The 16,960-nt window shown below is 68.8% G+C and carries 16 protein-coding genes; 8 read left to right on the forward strand and 8 right to left on the reverse strand.

Annotated elements, in window-relative coordinates; translation table 11 throughout:
- The first annotated feature begins 22 nt into the window (after positions 1 to 22).
- The 4 genes from BM009_RS19465 to BM009_RS19480 are packed head-to-tail and all read left to right on the forward strand — an operon-like array spanning position 23 to position 2,541.
- Positions 23 to 412, forward strand: coding sequence for a hypothetical protein (locus BM009_RS19465; protein WP_093298724.1), 390 nt, complete (start codon positions 23 to 25; stop codon positions 410 to 412).
- 10 nt (positions 413 to 422) lie between these two features.
- Entirely contained in the window at positions 423 to 698 is a 276-nt protein-coding gene (locus BM009_RS19470) for an HPr-rel-A system PqqD family peptide chaperone (RefSeq protein ID WP_093298726.1), read from the forward strand.
- Entirely contained in the window at positions 686 to 1,537 is an 852-nt protein-coding gene (locus BM009_RS19475; protein WP_093298727.1) for an HprK-related kinase A, read from the forward strand. The genes BM009_RS19470 and BM009_RS19475 overlap by 13 nt, the downstream gene beginning before the upstream one ends.
- Positions 1,534 to 2,541, forward strand: coding sequence for a nucleotidyltransferase domain-containing protein (locus BM009_RS19480; protein WP_093298729.1), 1,008 nt, complete (start codon positions 1,534 to 1,536; stop codon positions 2,539 to 2,541). The genes BM009_RS19475 and BM009_RS19480 overlap by 4 nt, the downstream gene beginning before the upstream one ends.
- A 21-nt stretch (positions 2,542 to 2,562) precedes the next feature.
- Here BM009_RS19480 and BM009_RS19485 read toward each other — a convergent pair whose 3' ends face one another.
- Genes BM009_RS19485 through BM009_RS19500 form a run of 4 tightly spaced genes read right to left on the reverse strand, consistent with a single transcriptional unit; the run spans position 2,563 to position 8,282 of the window.
- A complete protein-coding gene (locus tag BM009_RS19485) occupies positions 2,563 to 4,557 on the reverse strand; it encodes a TonB-dependent receptor (protein ID WP_093298730.1) in 1,995 nt (664 codons plus the stop codon).
- Between the two features lie 53 nt (positions 4,558 to 4,610).
- The gene (locus BM009_RS19490) at positions 4,611 to 4,970 is read right to left on the reverse strand and encodes a DUF2946 family protein (protein WP_175488132.1); all 360 of its coding nucleotides are present in this window, start codon (positions 4,968 to 4,970) and stop codon (positions 4,611 to 4,613) included.
- Positions 4,971 to 5,004: 34 nt separating this feature from the next.
- Positions 5,005 to 6,585 carry an ATP-binding cassette domain-containing protein gene (locus tag BM009_RS19495; protein ID WP_093298733.1) on the reverse strand — a complete coding sequence of 527 codons (1,581 nt, stop codon included), beginning with the start codon at positions 6,583 to 6,585 and terminating at the stop codon, positions 5,005 to 5,007.
- Positions 6,582 to 8,282, reverse strand: a complete 1,701-nt coding sequence (locus BM009_RS19500) for an ABC transporter ATP-binding protein/permease (protein ID WP_093298735.1) — start codon at positions 8,280 to 8,282, stop codon at positions 6,582 to 6,584. The genes BM009_RS19495 and BM009_RS19500 overlap by 4 nt, the downstream gene beginning before the upstream one ends.
- A gap of 118 nt (positions 8,283 to 8,400) precedes the next feature.
- Here BM009_RS19500 and BM009_RS19505 point away from each other — a divergent pair, with 118 nt between their 5' ends.
- Genes BM009_RS19505 through cydX form a run of 3 tightly spaced genes read left to right on the forward strand, consistent with a single transcriptional unit; the run spans position 8,401 to position 11,286 of the window.
- A complete protein-coding gene (locus BM009_RS19505; protein ID WP_093298736.1) occupies positions 8,401 to 9,990 on the forward strand; it encodes a cytochrome ubiquinol oxidase subunit I in 1,590 nt (529 codons plus the stop codon).
- 21 nt (positions 9,991 to 10,011) lie between these two features.
- Positions 10,012 to 11,157: a cytochrome d ubiquinol oxidase subunit II gene (gene cydB / locus BM009_RS19510; protein WP_093298738.1), complete on the forward strand. Its 1,146-nt coding sequence runs from the start codon at positions 10,012 to 10,014 to the stop codon at positions 11,155 to 11,157.
- A gap of 12 nt (positions 11,158 to 11,169) precedes the next feature.
- Complete coding sequence (gene cydX / locus BM009_RS19515) at positions 11,170 to 11,286, forward strand: cytochrome bd-I oxidase subunit CydX (RefSeq protein ID WP_093298739.1); 117 nt, start codon at positions 11,170 to 11,172, stop codon at positions 11,284 to 11,286.
- A gap of 93 nt (positions 11,287 to 11,379) precedes the next feature.
- On the opposite strand, the gene BM009_RS19520 is transcribed toward cydX, so the two are convergent.
- Entirely contained in the window at positions 11,380 to 11,607 is a 228-nt protein-coding gene (locus BM009_RS19520) for a hypothetical protein (RefSeq protein ID WP_093298741.1), read from the reverse strand.
- A 142-nt stretch (positions 11,608 to 11,749) separates the two neighbouring features.
- On the opposite strand from BM009_RS19520, the gene BM009_RS19525 reads away from it, so the two are divergent.
- Entirely contained in the window at positions 11,750 to 12,832 is a 1,083-nt protein-coding gene (locus BM009_RS19525; protein WP_093298742.1) for a mechanosensitive ion channel family protein, read from the forward strand.
- Positions 12,833 to 12,971: 139 nt separating this feature from the next.
- Here BM009_RS19525 and BM009_RS19530 read toward each other — a convergent pair whose 3' ends face one another.
- The 3 genes from BM009_RS19530 to otsB are packed head-to-tail and all read right to left on the reverse strand — an operon-like array spanning position 12,972 to position 16,926.
- Complete coding sequence (locus BM009_RS19530; RefSeq protein WP_093298744.1) at positions 12,972 to 14,381, reverse strand: alpha,alpha-trehalose-phosphate synthase (UDP-forming); 1,410 nt, start codon at positions 14,379 to 14,381, stop codon at positions 12,972 to 12,974.
- On the reverse strand, positions 14,378 to 16,171 hold the full coding sequence (locus BM009_RS19535; protein WP_093298745.1) for a glycoside hydrolase family 15 protein: 1,794 nt from the start codon (positions 16,169 to 16,171) through the stop codon (positions 14,378 to 14,380). Before BM009_RS19535 ends, BM009_RS19530 begins: the two co-directional genes overlap by 4 nt.
- Positions 16,168 to 16,926, reverse strand: coding sequence for a trehalose-phosphatase (gene otsB, locus BM009_RS19540; RefSeq protein ID WP_093298747.1), 759 nt, complete (start codon positions 16,924 to 16,926; stop codon positions 16,168 to 16,170). Before otsB ends, BM009_RS19535 begins: the two co-directional genes overlap by 4 nt.
- Between the last annotated feature and the right edge of the window lie 34 nt (positions 16,927 to 16,960).

Here is a 16,960-nt window from a genome sequence, read left to right on the forward strand (position 1 = left end):
GCGGGCGCAGAAGAAGAAGGCGATGGACGATCCCAAATCCGAAGATATGCCGACCCGTCGGCGCGCGCTGATGCTCGGCGCCGCGAGTGCGGCCGCGATCGTCTCGATCCGCCCGGCACTGGCGCAGACCAATGCCTCGGTGATGCAGTGCGAGATCCCGGTGACCGATCCCGGCCGCGCGGGCAGCTATATCGCCCCTGACGGCCGCGTCGTGCCGGCGCGCACGCCGGGTGCCTTTCCGGCACCGGGGCGCAACTTCAAGGCGCAGGACGTCAAGCGCGCGCTCAATGGCGGCACGCTGCCGGGCACCGATCCGCAGGCGAGCCGCGCCTATACCAATTACATCCGCCGCCTGCAGCGCGGGACCAGCGGCTTCACCTGCTTCGCCTCGCTGCAGATGCCGCGCGGCTGAGGGCCGGGCGGTGTTCTATCGCGCCGCCGATCCCGCGACGCTGCGCATCGTGCCGCTCGATGCGCTGACGCTGATCTACCACCGCGCCTCGGGCATCACCCATATCGTCGACGCGCCGGTGCCCGAAATTCTCGACATCCTCGGCGAAGGCCCGCGCGACGTGGCCGGGCTACTCGGGGTGCTGAGCGAGCGCTTCGAGCTCGCCGATCCCGATCCGGCGGCATTGGCGGTGCGGCTCGACGAACTGGTCGCGGCCGGGCTGGTGGAGCGGACATGCGCCATCTGAAGCTGCTGCGGATCGGACCGCTGGGCTTCCGCATCGGCAGCCACTGGCGCGGCCCCGTCGCGACGCTCGACGATCTCTACCGGGCCTATCCCGGCCCCGAGGACGGCATCGCGGACTTCAACGTCCACCTCTTCGCCGCGCGGCCGTGGCGCAGGGTGTTCCGCCCGTCCGTGCACATCGCGGGGGATTTCGTGATCCCCGACGCGGCGCCGCTGCCGCTCGCCCAGGGCCTGCTCGCCGCCGAGATGGGGATGAACCTGCAGATGGCGCTCGGGCTGCGGCGCTATCTGCTGCTCCACGCCTCGATGGTCGAGCGGGACGGGCGGGCGGTGCTGATGACGGGCATTTCGGGAGCGGGGAAATCGACCCTCGCCGCGCTGCTGATGGGGCGCGGCTGGCGGCTGATGGGCGACGAGTTCGCGCTGATCGACTGCGCCACGGGCCTCGCCCACGCCTTTCCCCGGCTGGTGAGCCTGAAGAACGAGGCGATCGATATCGTCGCGCAGGCGCTGCCCGGCGCGCGCTTCGGGCCGCTGCTGGAGGGGACGCCCAAGGGTGCGATCCGCCATCTGGTGCCCGACGCCTGCGCCATCGCGGCGATGGCGGTGCCGGCCGAACCCAGCCTGATCCTGTTCCCCCGCTTCGGCTTCGAGGCGGCGGAGCGGCCGGTGCTGCCGAGCGAGGCGTTCGTCCGCCTCACCCAGGCCTCGACCAACTATGTCACGCTTGCCGAGCGCGGCTTTGAGGCGCTGACCCGGCTGGTGCAGACGGTGCCGTCGCGGGCGATCGACTATCCCGATGCGGAAACCGCGCTGGCGATGGTGGAGGCGCTGGCATGAACCCCGCGCTGCTGCTCGCCCGCGTGCTGCGCGCGCCCGGCGCGATTGAGGGCCTGACGGCTGCCGATTGGAATGCGCTCTGGGCCGTCGCGCGGGCCGAGCAGCTGGCAGGCACGCTCGCGCATCGCATCGCCGGGCTGCCGATGCCCGCGGCGGCCGCGCGGCTGGTGGAGGACGCCATCGCCTCGGCCGAGCAGGGCCGCACCGCGGCGCTGTGGGAAGCCGAGATGGCGCGCCGCGCGCTTGCCGGGATCGACGCGCCGGTCGTGCTGCTCAAGGGTACCGCCTATGCCGCGGCGGGACTGTCGTCTTCGACCGGGCGGGTGATCGGCGATCTCGACATCCTCATGCCGAGCGAGGCGATCGCGGGGGTGGAAGCAGCGCTGCTCGCGGCTGGGTGGGAATGGGTGAAGCCCGATCCCTATGACGACGCCTATTACCGCCGCTGGATGCACGAGCTGCCGCCGCTGATCCACCGCGACCGCGACAAGATGATCGACGTCCACCACACGATCCTGCCGCTCACCGCGCGCATCCACCCGGACGCGGTGGCGCTGCTGGCGGACAGCGTGGCGCTGGAGAACGGACTGCGTATCCTCGGGCCCCAGGACATGCTCTGCCACGCCGCCGCGCATCTGTTCGCCGATGGCGACCTCGCGGGCGGGATGCGCAACCTGTGGGACATCCACTGCCTGCTCGGCGAGTTCGGGTTCGATGGGCTGGCCGAACGCGCGGCGCATCACGGACTGGGTGCCGCCATGCGCCGCGCGGTGCGGCAGGCGGTGCGCCTCTACGGCACCGAGGCCCCGCCCGCATGGCAGGGGTGGGACTGGCTCGACCCGCTGTTCCACCGCCGGCTGACCGCGCGCGATGCCTGGGGCCGCTCCACTCGCAAGGCGGTGCAGCTCGGCTTCTACCTCCGCTCGCACGCGCTGCGGATGCCGCCGGCGATGCTCGCCCGGCACCTCTGGACCAAGTGGCGCAAGGGGCATCGGCCGGGCTGAACCGGCCGATGCCCTTCGCGATCAGAAGGTGGCGATCTTCACCATGAAGCGGATGTTGCGCCCCGGCTGGATCACCAGATCCTTGTTGAGCGAAGTCGCGTTGCGCGCGATCTCGTCGGTCAGGTTCTGGCCGACGATGGCGAACTCGATCCCCGGCTGCGACTTGAACGGCCGCCAGGCGATGTTGGCGTTGATCATGTTGTAGCCCGGCGTCTCGGTGTCGAACGCGCCGAACTTGGTCTGCTTGGCATTGTGGACGAACTGCACCGCGCCGTCGAACTGCGGCGTGAACAGGTTCATGCCGGCACCCAGCCGATAGGGCGGGATGCGCGGCACGTTGCCGCCATCGTCCAGCGTCGCGCGGGTATAGTCGGCCAGACCGGTCAGCTGCAGCGTCTGGTCGTGCTGGTGGAACAGGTCGAGGCTCGCCTTGCCTTCCAGCCCGCGGAAATGCGCGCCCTGCTGGCGATAGTTCAGCTCCTTCAGGTCGCCGTCGCCGCCGAGCGCGCAGGTTCCGTCGTCGTCGCAGGTGCGGCCGGTGAGGTCGCCATAGATATAGTTCTTGAACCAGGTCGAATAGGCGCTGCCGTCGAAGTGGAAGCGATCGACATTCACCCGCAGCGTCGCCTCGATCGAGTTGGCGCGCTCGATCTTCAGGTTCGGATCGCCGGTCTCGAAGGTGTTGGGGCCGTCATGCCCGCCGCGCGCGAACAATTCGGTGATCGCCGGGGCACGGCCGGTGCTCGAACCGGTGAAGCCCAGCTTCACATGGCTGCCGACATCGAGCAGCGCGCCGATCGCGCCGCTGACCGGGGTGAACTCGCGCACGGTGAACACGTCGCCCGCGGGTGTGCCTTCGTTGCGGACATGCTCGACCCGGCCGCTGGCTTGGAGGTGCAGGATGTCGGCAACCGGCACCTCGGTGAAGAGATAGGCCGCTTCGCTCTGCGTGGTGGTGGGGAACAGATAGCTGCTGTCGTCGCCGATCGCCGAGAACTTGCGGTTCTGCACCTCGAAGCCGATCGCCGAGTTGCGGATCAGTCCCAGCGGGTTGAGCAGGAATTCGAGATGGCCGTCGAACTCCTTGTTGTGGAACGTCGTGTCGATCGTGCCGTCCGGCTCCTTCTCGTCATGCGTATAGTCGGCATAGCTGGCGTCGAGGTTGATCGACTTGAGCGGGCCGGCGTTCACCGCGAACACGTCGCGCGACATTACCTTGGTCTGGCGCATGTCGATATAGGTGGTGTCGCTGGGGATGCCGTATTTCGAGTTATACTGGCTGACCGACAGGCCGACATGGCTCGCATCGTCGCCGCCGAAGAAGTAGGAGCCGCCGACGGACGCGCCGTGCCCGCGGAAGAAGCTGTTCTGCTGGACGCCGAGCGGCGTGTCGTAGTCGCTCGCGTCGTGGTAGAAGCCGTCAGCGTGCAGCGCGAACTGGCCCAGCCTGGCGTCGACCAGCGCGCCGCCTTCGCCCACCTTGGCGGCGCTGCCATAGCTGCCCACCGCTTCGCCCGAGATCGGATCGCTCGGCAGTTTCATCGGCACGCGGTTGTTGATCACGTTGACCACGCCGCCGATCGCCTGGCTGCCATAGCGCAGCGTGCCCGCACCGCGGACGACCTCGATGCTCTCCGCCGCGAAGGGATCGACGGGGATGCCGTGGTCGGGGCCGATGTCCGACACGTCGGAGCTGCTGGCGCCGTTCTCGAGGATGCGGACCCGCGTCGCGTCCATCCCGCGGATGATCGGCCGGCTGGCGCCGCTGGCGAAGCCGGTGGCGGCGATCCCCGGCTCCTGTGCCAGCGCATCGCTGATGCTCGCCCCACCGCTGCGCAGGATCTGGTCGCGATCGACATGGGTGACGATGGTCGGCACCTCGTCGCTCGCCACGGCATAGGGCGTGGCGGTGACAACGATGATGTTCTTGTCGTTGGCCTGCTGCGGATCGGGGTCGGCAAAGGCATGGGGGACGAACGCGACGATCGCCGCGCCCGCGAGAAGGGCAGTACGCATGAAGGAAACTCCGTGAACCTGGGGTGCGCCGCTCGGGCGGCGCGTATCGTTGGTCAGGCGCGGAGTTCAGGCGGCGCGCGGCTGCGCCAGGCGTGCGAGCGGACGAGCCGCGGCGCCGGATCGGCGGCGAGCGCTGCATGCCATTCGGCTGCCGGCAGCGGCGGCGCGACGGTAGGGGGCACGGAGGCGAGATAAGCGGAGGCCGACGCGACCTCGTCGCAGAGCGGGCAATCCTCGTCGTCGTCGCTTTGCCGGGGTGCGTGGTGCGAGGCGTGCGTCGTCGCGGCCCAGCCTTGTCCCGGATGCACATGCGCGCGGACGATCCCCGCCTGCCAGCATAGCGCGAACGCCAGCAGCAGCGCCGGCAGCAGCCGGACAAACAGACCAGGGATGCGGAAGACGCGCATCCGCAATGCCGTACTGCAGCATCGCATATGTTTCAATATATCATTGGCGGATGGCGGCGATATCGATCCGTGTCGTGGCGGCGAGGACCAGCGGGGCGGGGCGGTGCGAGACGAGGACCAAGCCGGTGCCGGTCGATTGGAGCCAGGCATCGACGCGACGGATCAGCTCCGCTTCGGTCGCGCCGTCCAGCCCTTCGCTGGGCTCGTCGAGCAGCAGCCAGGGGCGTCCCGCGAGCAGCGCGCGGGCGAGCGACAGCCGCTTGCGCTCGCCACCCGATAGCGTGCCGCCGGCCTCGGCGAGCGAGGTCTCCAGCCCGCCGGGCATCGCGCGCACCGTCGCATCGAGGCAGGCGGTGTGGAGTGCCTCCCACATCGCCGCCTCGGTGATGCCGGGGCGGGCGACGCGGAGATTGTCGGCGATCGAACCGGCGATCAGCACGGCGTCCTGTGGGGCGAGCGCGAACTGGCGGCGGAGCGTGTCGGCACTGCACTGTCCGATCGGCGTGCCATCGAGCGCGAGTACATGCACGGGCGTGCGGAGCCCGGCCAGCGCCTCGATCAGCCGTGTCTTGCCGGTACCCGACGCGCCGGTGATCGCCACGCGGGCGCCTGGCGCAAGCGTGTGGCTGCCGAGGGTGATCGGCCGGGCGACGGTGTCGGCCGGGGGCGCCGCGACGAGCTCTCCCGGAAGCTCGGCCAGCGTGGCGAGGCGGGCGAGGCCCTGTTCGACGCTCGCCTGGCGCAGCGCGGTGCGGGCGAAGGCCGCCATCGCCTCGACCGACGCAGCGGCGGCGAGCAGCGCCAGCGCGCGGAGCAGGGCACTGCCGTCGGACAGCGCGAAGACGATCGCCGCGGTAAGCGCGCCATAGCCGGCGAGCAGACCGGCCACCGCGCCGTCGCCGCGCGCCAGCGCCGCACGGGCGCGGTCGAGAGGGCGGGAGAGTTCTGCAATCGTGTCCGCCACGCGGGGGGCGAGGCCATAGGCGATGATCTCGGGCCGGGCGGCGGCATAGTCGACGAACGCGGTGCGCAGCGCCCCCAGCGCTTCCGCAGCCTCGGCGGCGGGACCGGTGGTGAGGCGGCGCGCGGCAAGGGTGAGCAGCGGCGGCAGCGCGGCCAGGAGCAGCGCCAGTGCGAGCGCGGCCTTCCATCCGGCCAGCGCGACCAGCGCCACGGCGAACACCGCGGCGGCGAGGCTGGCGGGGCGGCTCGGGCGGCGGACGACCAGGTCTTCCAGCGCTTCGATGTCGCCGATCAGCCGGGCGCTGGCGTCGCCGCCGGCAAGGTCCGGCGCGGTGCGGCTGTCCTGCGCGGCGAGTTTGCCGAACAGTCGGCCGCGCAGATCGGCCATGGCGGTGAGCGCGGCCTGGTGCGACAGCAGGCGTTCCCCGTACCGGCCGCCGGTGCGCAGGATGGCGAGGCCGCGGATCGCGGCGCTGGGGATCAGATAGTTGAACGCGGCGACCGCAGCCGCGCCGCTCGCCCCGGCGATCGCGGCACCGGTGAGGAACCAGCCGGACAGCGCCAGCAACAGGATCGCGGCTAGCCCGGCGATGGTCGCGCAGGCGAGCGCCTGGCGCAGTGTGCGGCGTTCGGGGGCGGCGAGGGGGAAGGGGTTCACAGCGTCACCTCGGCATCGGCGGCGGCGATCAGGCGCGGGTCATGGGTGGCGACGATCACCGCGCGCTCGGTGGCGACCGCGCGGAGCAGCGCGGTGATCGCGGCGGCGCTTTCGACATCGAGATCGGCGGTGGGCTCGTCGGCCAGCAGCAGCGGGCGGTTCGCCAGCAGCGCACGGGCGAGACCGAGGCGGCGGCGTTCGCCGCCGGACAGGCCCGAGCCTCGGTGGTCGAGGGGGAGGTCAAGCCCGGCGCTGCGGCGGGCGAGCATCGGGCCGAGGCCGACGCGGTCGATCGCGGCGAGCAGTTCCTCGTCGGAAGCGTCCGGCGCTGCGAGGGCAAGGTTGTCGCGCAGGGTGCCGGGCAGGATCAGCGGGTGCTGCGCGGCCCAGGCGATGGGGTTGGTATCTCCCGATGCACTTATTCCCCCCTCCCGCTTGCGGGAGGGGATGGGGGAGGGTGCGACGTGGGGGGCTTGCCCCGACGGCGTCGCCCGCGCGCCCGACTCACCCTCCCCTAGCCCCTCCCGCAAGCGGGAGGGGGACTGATGGCGGGAGCGTTCCGGCGCTTCTTGGGGGGAGAGGAAGCGCAGGCTGCCACCGCTCGGTACGATCTGCCCGGCGAGGGCAGCGAGCAGGCTCGTCTTTCCGCTGCCGGTCGGCCCGGTCAGGGCCACCATGCCGGTCGCGCCAAGCCCCAAGCTGACAGGCCCTATCGTCCGCCCCGGCCACGCGATCACCAGGTCCTTCGCCTCCACACCCGCGAACACCTCCGGCGCGGCGGCAGGCGCCACCACCTTCGGCACCGCCGCGATCGCCATCCGCGCCGCTTCGCCGAGTTGCTTGTCATGATACGCCGCGGCCAGCCGCCGCATCGGCAGATAGAATTCCGGCGCCATCGCCAGCGCGAAGAACGCTTCGCGCAGGGTCAGCGTCTCGGGATCGGGGAAGGGGAGGAGGCCGAGCAGGCTGAACCCGCAATAGACCGCGACAAGCGCCACCGCGAGCGCCGAGAAGAATTCGAGCACCGCGCTCGACAGGAAGGCGACGCGCAGCACCGCGACCGTGCGCACGGCAACTTCGCGGGTGGCGATGCCCACCTGCCGCGCGATCCGCTCCTCGGCGGCGAAGTGGCGCAGGATGGGGAGGGTGCGGACGCGGTCGACGAACAGGTCGGACAGGTCCCCCAGCGCCTCCAGCTGGCGCTCCGAGGCGCGCCTGGCGGCGGTGCCCGCCAGGATCATGCCGAAGATGAAGGGAACGAGTGTGCCGAGCAGGATGCCGGCCGCCACCATGCTCGCGCAGGCGATGATCGCCACCGCCACCAGCGGCGCGGCGGCGGCCGCGACCCGGGCGGGGACGAAGCGCGTCTCATAGCCCTCGATCGTCGCGACATGGTCGATCGCGAGCACCGCCGACTGCCCGCTCGATGGCGCCGCGCCGCTGCCGAACAGCCGCGCCACCAGGCTGCGACGAAGGGGCGTGGTGGTCGCCTGCGCGCCGCGCACCGCGAGCACCGGCACGCCCCAAGCCGTGGCGGCACGGATCAGCCCGCCCCCCAGCATCGCCGCGAATACTGCGCCGGGCACCGCCTGCCCGGCGGCGGCCGAAGCGACACCGTCCGCGATGCCCCAGGCGAACAGCGCGGCGCCGCCCAAATCGATGATCCAGGCGAGCCCGGCCTGCTTCTGAAGCGTCATATTCGCCAATGCTAAAGCCTCATTCCGGTTGCGACAGGAATAGGGGATGTTCCGCATAGGCGCCGCCCACACCAAAGCCTAGGCCGCGGATCACCGGCTCTTTGCTGAGGATAAACCTATGGATATGGCAGTCGTTGAACTGTCGCGCCTGCAATTCGCGCTGACAGCGATGTACCACTTCCTGTTCGTGCCGTTGACGCTGGGCCTTTCCGTGATGCTCGTCATTACCGAAAGCGTCTATGTCGTCACCGATCGCCCGATCTGGAGGGACATCACCCGTTTCTGGGCCAAGCTATTTGGCATCAACTTCGTTCTCGGTGTCGCCACCGGCCTGACGATGGAATTCGAATTCGGGACCAACTGGTCCTATTACTCGCACTATGTGGGTGACATCTTCGGGGCGCCGCTGGCGATCGAGGGGCTGATGGCCTTCTTCCTCGAAGCTACCTTTGTCGGCCTGATGTTCTTCGGCTGGGATCGCCTGTCGAAGCGCCAGCATCTGATGGTCACCTTCCTCACCGCGCTCGGCACCAATCTCTCCGCGCTGTGGATCCTGGTCGCCAATGGCTGGATGCAGCACCCGGCGGGTGCGACGTTCAACCCCGAGACGATGCGCATGGAAGTCACCGACTTCATGGCGGTGGTGTTCAACCCCGTCGCCCAGGCGAAGTTCGTCCACACGGTGAGCGCCGGCTATGTCTGCGCCAGCGTGTTCGTCCTCGGCATCTCGGCCTATTATCTGCTGCGTGGCCGGCACCTGGAACTCGCCAAGCGCAGCTTCGCGGTGGCGGCGGCGTTCGGCCTGGCAGCATCGCTGTCGGTGGTCGTGCTCGGCGACGAGAGCGGCTATGCGCTGACCGACAACCAGAAGATGAAGCTCGCGGCGATCGAGGCCGAATGGCACACCGAGGCGGCGCCTGCCGGCATCACCGTGTTCGGCCTGCCGTCGAACCAGGGCCGCGAGACCTATTTCCAGGTCAAGGTGCCCTATGTGCTGGGCCTGATCGGTACGCGTAGCCTGACCGGCCAGGTGGAAGGCATCTATTCGCTGGTCGGCAAGGCCCGGCTGCGCATCGAGAACGGCCTCACCGCCTATGATGCGCTGCAGACGCTGAAGACCGACCGCCAGAACGTCGCCGCACGGGCGAAGTTCGAGGGGGCGAAGAACGACCTGGGCTATGCCCTGTTGCTCAAGCGCTGGGTCACCGATCCGCGCCAGGCCACCGACGCGCAGAAGGATCGGGCCGCCTGGTCGACCGTTCCCAACGTGCCGGCCGTATTCTGGCTGTTCCGCGGGATGGCGGCGCTCGGCTTCTTCTTCATCGCCTTCTTCACCGCTGCGCTCTACTACGCCAATACGCGCCGCTTCCACCGCAAGTGGTTCCTGCGCACGGCGATGTGGGTGATCCCGCTGCCTTGGCTCGCGATCGAGTTCGGCTGGGTCGTCGCCGAAGTGGGCCGCCAGCCCTGGGCGGTGGACGGCGTGCTGCCGACCTTCCTCGCCACCTCGAGCCTGACCGTACCCGCCTTGTGGACCACGATCATCGGCTTCACCGCGCTCTACGGCCTGATGGCGGTGATCGAGTTCCGGCTGATGCTGGCGGCGATCAAGCACGGGCCCGAGACCTATGAGCCCTGGCAACCCCGCCACGATCCGGTGCCGACCGCACCCGATCCGCGGCCGCTCCACGCCGTCCCCGCGGAATGAGCGCGAGCAAGGAGAAAGAACATGTCCATCCCGCTCGATTATGAAATCCTGCGCCTCATCTGGTGGGCGCTGCTGGGGGTGCTGCTGATCGGCTTCGCGCTGACCGACGGCTTCGACCTGGGAACGGCGGCGCTGCTGCCGTTCGTGGGCCGCACCGATGAAGAGCGCCGCATGGTGATCAACACCGTCGGGCCGACCTGGGAAGGCAACCAGGTGTGGTTCATCCTGGGCGGCGGCGCCATCTTCGCCGCCTGGCCGTTCGTCTATGCGGTCAGCTTCTCGGGCTTCTACCTGGCGATGTTCCTGGTGCTGTCGGCGCTGATCCTGCGGCCGGTCGGCTTCAAGTACCGCTCCAAGCGCCCCGACGCCGCCTGGCGTTCGCGCTGGGACTGGGCGCTGTTCGTCGGCGGCTTCGTGCCCGCCCTCGTCTTCGGCGTCGCGGTGGGCAACGTGCTGCTGGGTGCGCCCTTCCGGCTCGATAGCGACCTGCGCTCCTTCTACGAAGGCACGCTGCTCGGCCTGTTCACCCCGTTCAGCCTGATCGCCGGCCTGCTCTCGGTCGCGATGCTGGTGCTGCACGGCGCCGGCTGGTTGAGCCTCAAGGCCGAAGGCGCGGTCGTGGAGCGCGCCCAGCGCTTCGGCACCGTCGCAGCGATCCTCGCGATCCTGCTGTTCGCCGTCGGCGGCGTGTTCGTCGCGTACGGCGACATGGGCTACCGCCTGCTCGGCGCGGTCGATCCCAACGGCCCGTCCAACCCGCATCTGATCCAGACGATCAAGGCGCCGGGCGCATGGCTCGATAACTATGGCACCCATCCGTGGATGCTGATCGCTCCGGTGCTCGGCTTCCTGGGCCCGGTGCTGGCGCTGGTCGGGATCCGCGGGCGCAAGAGCGCGCTGGTGTTCGCCGGTTCGTCGATCGCCAATGTCGGCATCATCGCCACCGTCGGCCTGTCGATGTTCCCGTTCATCCTGCCGAGCGCGATCGACCCGGCCTCCAGCCTCACGGCCTGGAACGCGTCGTCGAGCCACCTCACGCTGTTCATCATGCTGGGTTGCACGCTCGTCTTCCTGCCGATCGTGCTCGCCTACACCGCCTGGGTGTACAAGGTGATGTTCGGCCGCGTCAGCGGGGAAGAGCTGCGGCTCAACCCCGACCTCTACTGAGGAGTACAGCCCATGTGGTATTTCGCCTGGATCCTGGGAACTTGCCTGGCCGTCGCGGTCGCCGTGCTCAATGGCATCTGGCACGAGTTCCATTCGGACCCGAACTCGGACCTCACCGTCCTGGACTGAGCACGAACGAAAAGGGGCGGCCGCATCGCGACCGCCCCTTCTTCCCCGAAGGCCGGCGATCCTGACAAGGGCTCGGCCGGCCTTTGTCTTTCGCTAGACCGGCCCGCCCTCGGCGCGGCGTTCGAAGATCGCCGCCAGCTCGAGGTGCAGGCGCTTGTGCCGTTCGTTGGGAGCATGAGTCGCGCGGTCCCGCTCCTGCTCGGCGCGCAGGCGGAAATGGTTCGTGAGGGGCGCCTGGTGCACGGAGGACATCGACCCGATCTCGGTTTGGGTTTCGTTCATTGCCTGCCCAATGTCGTATTGATCGCCGTCTTCGGCCATTCCGTAGAAGTCACGGTGTGTATCGCTACGGGATCAGGCACTTGCGCTTGACGCACGCAGGATCCGTGACCGGCGACTCGCCCGGAACCGAGCGCCGCCGCCTCCCGTTACCCGGCCATCGCCATCACGACAGGAGCATGATGTGGAGCGGTTGATTGCCGACCTTCCCGGCTGGGTGACGAGCATCGCGCTGATCGCGGTTGCGATCACGGTGACGCTGCTGGTGCACCGGTTGACCTTCTCGCTCGGGCGTCGCGCCGCGGCGCACAGCAAGGGACAGTTGGACGACATCGTCATCCGGCGCCTGTACCGCCCAGCGCGCTGGCTGCTGGTCGCGATCGGCTTATCGTTCATCCAGCCGGGGCTCGACCTCGGCACGAGCGGCACCCGCGCCTGGGCCCAGGCGGCCGGATTGCTGGTGCCCGGGCTGATCGGCTGGATCCTGGTCGCGCTGCTCGGCGTGATCTTCGACTGGGTGCTGCTGCGCGCGGATGTGACCGTCGAGAACAATCTGCGCGCGCGGCGGCGGCGGACCCGCGCCTCGATCCTACACCGCGTGATCGTGTTCGTGGTGCTGTCGATCACCTTCTGCCTGATGCTGATGAGCATCCCCAGCGTGCGCAGCATCGGCGTGACGCTGATCGCCTCGGCCGGTCTCGCCGCCCTGGCGGTGGGCGCCGCCGCCCAGCCCGCGCTCAAGAACCTGATCGCGGGCATCCAGATGGCGTTTTCCGAGCCGATCCGGCTCGACGACGTGGTGATCGTGGAAGGGGAGTGGGGGCGGATCGAGGATATCCGCCTCACCTATGTCGTCGTGCGGCTATGGGACGAACGGCGGCTGGTGGTGCCGGTGTCGCAGTTCCTGGAGAAGCCCTTCCAGAACTGGACGCGCGAGACCAGCCAGCTGCTCGGCAGCGTGTTCTGGTATCTCGATCCCGCCGCGGACATCCCCCGGCTGCGCGCCAAGCTGGAAGAGCTGGTCAAGGCCAATCCGCGCTGGGACGGCCGCTTCTGCAACCTGCAGGTGACCGACACCAAGCCCGAGGCGATCGAGGTGCGTGGGCTGATGACGGCCAAGGATGCCTCGACCGCCTTCGACCTGCGCTGCGACATCCGCGAAGGCCTGCTCGCCTATATCCGGCAGGAGATGCCCGAGGCGTTGGTCCGCACCCGCGGGCTGCTGGAGTTTAACCGACCGCGTATGGAGAGCGCCTCCTTATCCTGAAGCGGTCATCCCGGCGAAAGCCGGGATCCAGTCGCCGCTCGGTCCCAGCAAGAGCCTAGACGGCGGCCCCAATGGATCCCGGCTTCCGCCGGGATGACGAAGCGCGTAGTCCGATCGGATTCCGTCTTCAGCCTTGGTATTACGCCTCGACCGGAAGCCGCGTCTCCGTCTCCATCGGCACGCTCCTGAGCTCGTCGGTGAACTTCTTGAGCCACCACATCACGTCCTGTTCGTCGACGCCCGCCTTCAGCGCCTGCCAGCGCTCGATCCGCTCTTCGAGCGACATGTTGAGCGCCTGGCAGATCGCGTCGGAGACTTCCTCGGCGCTATAGGGATTGACCAGCAGCGCCTGCTCCATCTGGATCGCTGCGCCGGCGAACTTGGAGAGGATCAGCACGCCGGGATCCTCGGGATCCTGCGCCGCGACATATTCCTTGGCCACCAGGTTCATCCCGTCGCGCAGGGGCGTGACGAGGCCGATCTTGGCGGCGCGGTAGACGCCGGCGAGCACATCGCGCGGATAGCCCTGGTTGACGTAGCGCAGCGGCACCCAGTCAAGATCGGCATGCGCGCCGTTGATCTTGCCCGACAGGCCTTCCAGCGTGTTGCGGATGCGCTGATAGGTCTCCACCGTCGCCCGCGACGGCGGCGCGATCTGGAGCAGATACACTTCCTTGCGCTGCTCGGGGTAGGTGGTGAGGAAGCGCTCATAGCCGAGGAACCGCTCCTCCAGCCCCTTGGAATAATCGAGCCGATCGACGCCGACGATCAGCGAACGACCGACCGAACTGGTGCGCATCTGCTGATAGGTCTCGCGCGCGGAATCGCTTTCGGCCAGCGCCGCGAATTCCTTGGCGTCGATGCCGATCGGGCAGGCGACCAGCTTCACGCTCTTCAGGCCGATGCGCAGCACGCCGTCGGGCTGCACCACCGCTTCCATCTCGGCGCGGGCGAAGTCGATGAAGCTCTCCATCCACTCCTGGGTGTGGAAGCCGATCACGTCATAGGCGAACAGCGTCTCGATCAGCTCATGCGCCTTGGGCAGGCTGGAGAGCAGGCGACGCGGCGGCCAGGGGATGTGGAGGAAGAAGCCGATGCGGTTCTTGCAGCCCCGCCGGCGCAGCTCCTGGCCGAGCGGGAACATGTGATAATCCTGCACCCACACCACATCGTCCGGCTCGATCAGCGGGCGCACGGTTTCGGCGAAGCGCTCGTTGACGCGCTGATAGCCGCCGGCGAAGCCGCGCTCATATTCGGCCAGGTCGATCCGGTAGTGGAACAGCGGCCACAAGGTTCGGTTCGCATAGCCGTTATAATATTCGTCGATGTCCTGCTCTTCGAGGTCGACCGTCGCGGTGGTCACGCCCTCGCTGCGCTGCATGCTGATCTGGCCGGTGAACTGGTCGGTCTGCTCGCCGGACCAGCCGAACCAGATGCCGCCATTCTCGCGCAGCGCTGCGGCCAGCGCGACGGCGAGCCCGCCCTGGGCGCCGGAGTTGGAGCCGTTGGGTGCGGTAACGCGGTTTGAGATGACGATAAGGCGGCTCAACGGATCGAACTCCAGGGCTTGCTCAGCAGGACGGCGCAGTTGATCATGCCGACCAGCGAGTAGGTCTGGGGATAATTGCCCCACAATTCCCCGCTGACGGGGTCGATATCCTCGGAGAGCAGGCCGGCGGCGGTTCGCCTGCCCAGCATCTCCTCGAACAAGGCGCGCGCCTCATCGGTACGGCCGGTGATGTGCAGCGCTTCGATCAACCAGAACGTACAGAAGTTGAACGCGGTTTCGGGCAGGCCGAAATCATCCTCGGTATCGTAGCGCAGCATGGTCGAGCCGCGGCGGAGGCCCGCTTCCACCGCCTTCAGCGTGCTGACGAACCGCGGATCGTCTGGCGTCAGGAAGCGCATTTCCAGCAGCTGGAGCAGGCTGGCGTCGAGATCGTCGCCCGAGAAGGTGGCGGAGAAGCGGTCCGTCTCCTCGCGCCACGCCTTGTCGAAGATCGTCGTGCGGATCGTGTCGGCGCGGTGCTGCCAGAAGTCGCGGCGCTCGGGCAGGTTCAGCACATGCGCGGCGTTGGCGAGCCGGTCGCAGGCCGCCCAGCACATCGCCACCGAGTAGGTGTGGACGCTCTGGCGGGTGCGCAGCTCCCAAAGGCCTGCATCGGGGGAGTCGTGATACTGCCAGGCGCGCTCGCCGACGCGCTCCAGCGATTCGAAGTCCTCGACGCTGGCGATGCGATACAGCCGCTGGTCGAAGAACGCCTGCACGTTGGACAGGACGATCTGGCCATAGGCGTCGTGCTGGACCTGCTCATAGGCCTGGTTGCCGACGCGCACCGGCCCCATCCCGCGATAGCCGGCGAGGTCGGGTGCCTCGCGCTCCACCAGCGTCGGTTCGCCGAGCACGCCGTAGAGCGGCTGGATATGGCCGCCGCGCGGCTCGGCGCGGGCATCATCGACGATGTTGCGCAAGTATCCGAGATAGGTCTCCAGCACGTCGAGCGCGCCCAGCCGGTTGAGCGCCTGCACCGTGTAATAGGCGTCACGGATCCAGCAGTAGCGATAGTCCCAGTTGCGCTGCGAGCCGGCATGTTCGGGGATCGAGGTGGTCAGCGCCGCGACGATCGCGCCGGTTTCCTCGTGCTGGCAGAGCTTGAGGGTAATCGCGGAGCGGATCACCACCTCCTGCCATTCCAGCGGGATGGCGAGGCCGCGCACCCAATGCTGCCACTCGGCGATGGTGTTGAGCAGCATGTCGTCGACCGTCTCGGCGACGTCGCCGCTGAAGCTCTCGTCCGGGCCGAGGAAAAAGTGCAGCGGCTTCTCGATGCGAAACACCCGCTCTTCCTCCACCATGCCGACCGGCGCGGTGGTGGTGAGACGCAGCGTCATGGGCTCGACCAGATAGCGCAGGTGGTTGGAGCCGCCGATGCGGGTCTTGCAGCTCTTGCCCCAGCCGCAGGTGGGGCGCAGCTTCACCCGGATGCGCGGGCTGCCCGCCACCGGCTTGACGATGCGGGCGAAGGACACCGGGCGATAGACGCGGCCAAGGCGCGCGAAGCGGGGGCAGAAATCGGTGACGTCGATGGCGTTGCCCGCCGCATCGGTGTGGCGGCTGACCAGGATCGGCGTGTTGCGCAGATAATGCTGCTCGACCGAGACCACGCCTTCCAGCGCAATGTCCCAATAGCCCGCGTCCGGTTCCTCGCCGCCGACGAGCGCGGAGAAGAGCGGATCGCCGTCGACGCGGGGCACGCAGCCCCAGACGAAGCGGCCGGCGCGGTCGATCAGCGCGCTGACCTGGCAATTGCCGATCGGCCAGAGGTCGAGCGTGGTCATGCATGGACTCCGGTTGCAGCGGCCAGCCAGGCGAGCACGCCCGACACGTCATCGAGGCGGTAGCGTGCGTCGGTGGGGCGGGGGTCGCCGACCAGCACGCCCGCGCCGCCGAGCAAGGCGACGGCGGAGAAGCCGGGCTCGTCGGTCACGTCGTCGCCGAGGAATACGGGGCGGCCCGCGGCGAAGCGCGGATCGGCCATCAGGGTGCGGATCGCGCTGCCCTTGTCGCCGCCCGTGGTGCGCACCTCGACCATCATCTTGCCGTGCTGGAGATAGAGGTCGTGTTCGGCGGCGAGCCGTTCGCCCAGCGCCATGGCTTCGGCTTCGAGCGCGGGGTTCAGCCGGTAGTGCACGGCGGCGCCCAGCGGCTTGTCTTCGAGGATCGCGCCGTCCTTAGCCTCGGTGAAGGCGCGCATCGCGTCCAGCGCCGCGACCAGCCCGGCGGGGCGCTCGGCCTGTTCGCGGCGGCCGTCGGACCAGTGGAATTCCATGCCGTGGCTGCCCACCACGGAGGGGGCATACTCGCCGAACAGCGCCGTCAGGTCCCCGGCGGGTCGGCCGCTGACCAGTGCCAGCCTGCCGTCGAGCTTTTCCTCCAGCGCGCGGATCAGGTCGACCAGCAAGGGCGCGACCACCACGCCGTCGGGGCGGTCGGCGAGTTCGACCAGGGTCCCGTCGAAATCGAGGAACAGGCTGGCAGTATCAAGTAGATCCGCGGGCGGCGGCATCAGCAGAACAGGGTCCCGGTCGGGCATGCAACTCCTCATCGGGGCGCCAAAGATGGGCGCC

The organism is Sphingomonas sp. NFR04 (genome assembly GCF_900114095.1).
In the GTDB taxonomy this organism is placed as follows: Bacteria; Pseudomonadota; Alphaproteobacteria; order Sphingomonadales; family Sphingomonadaceae; genus Sphingomonas.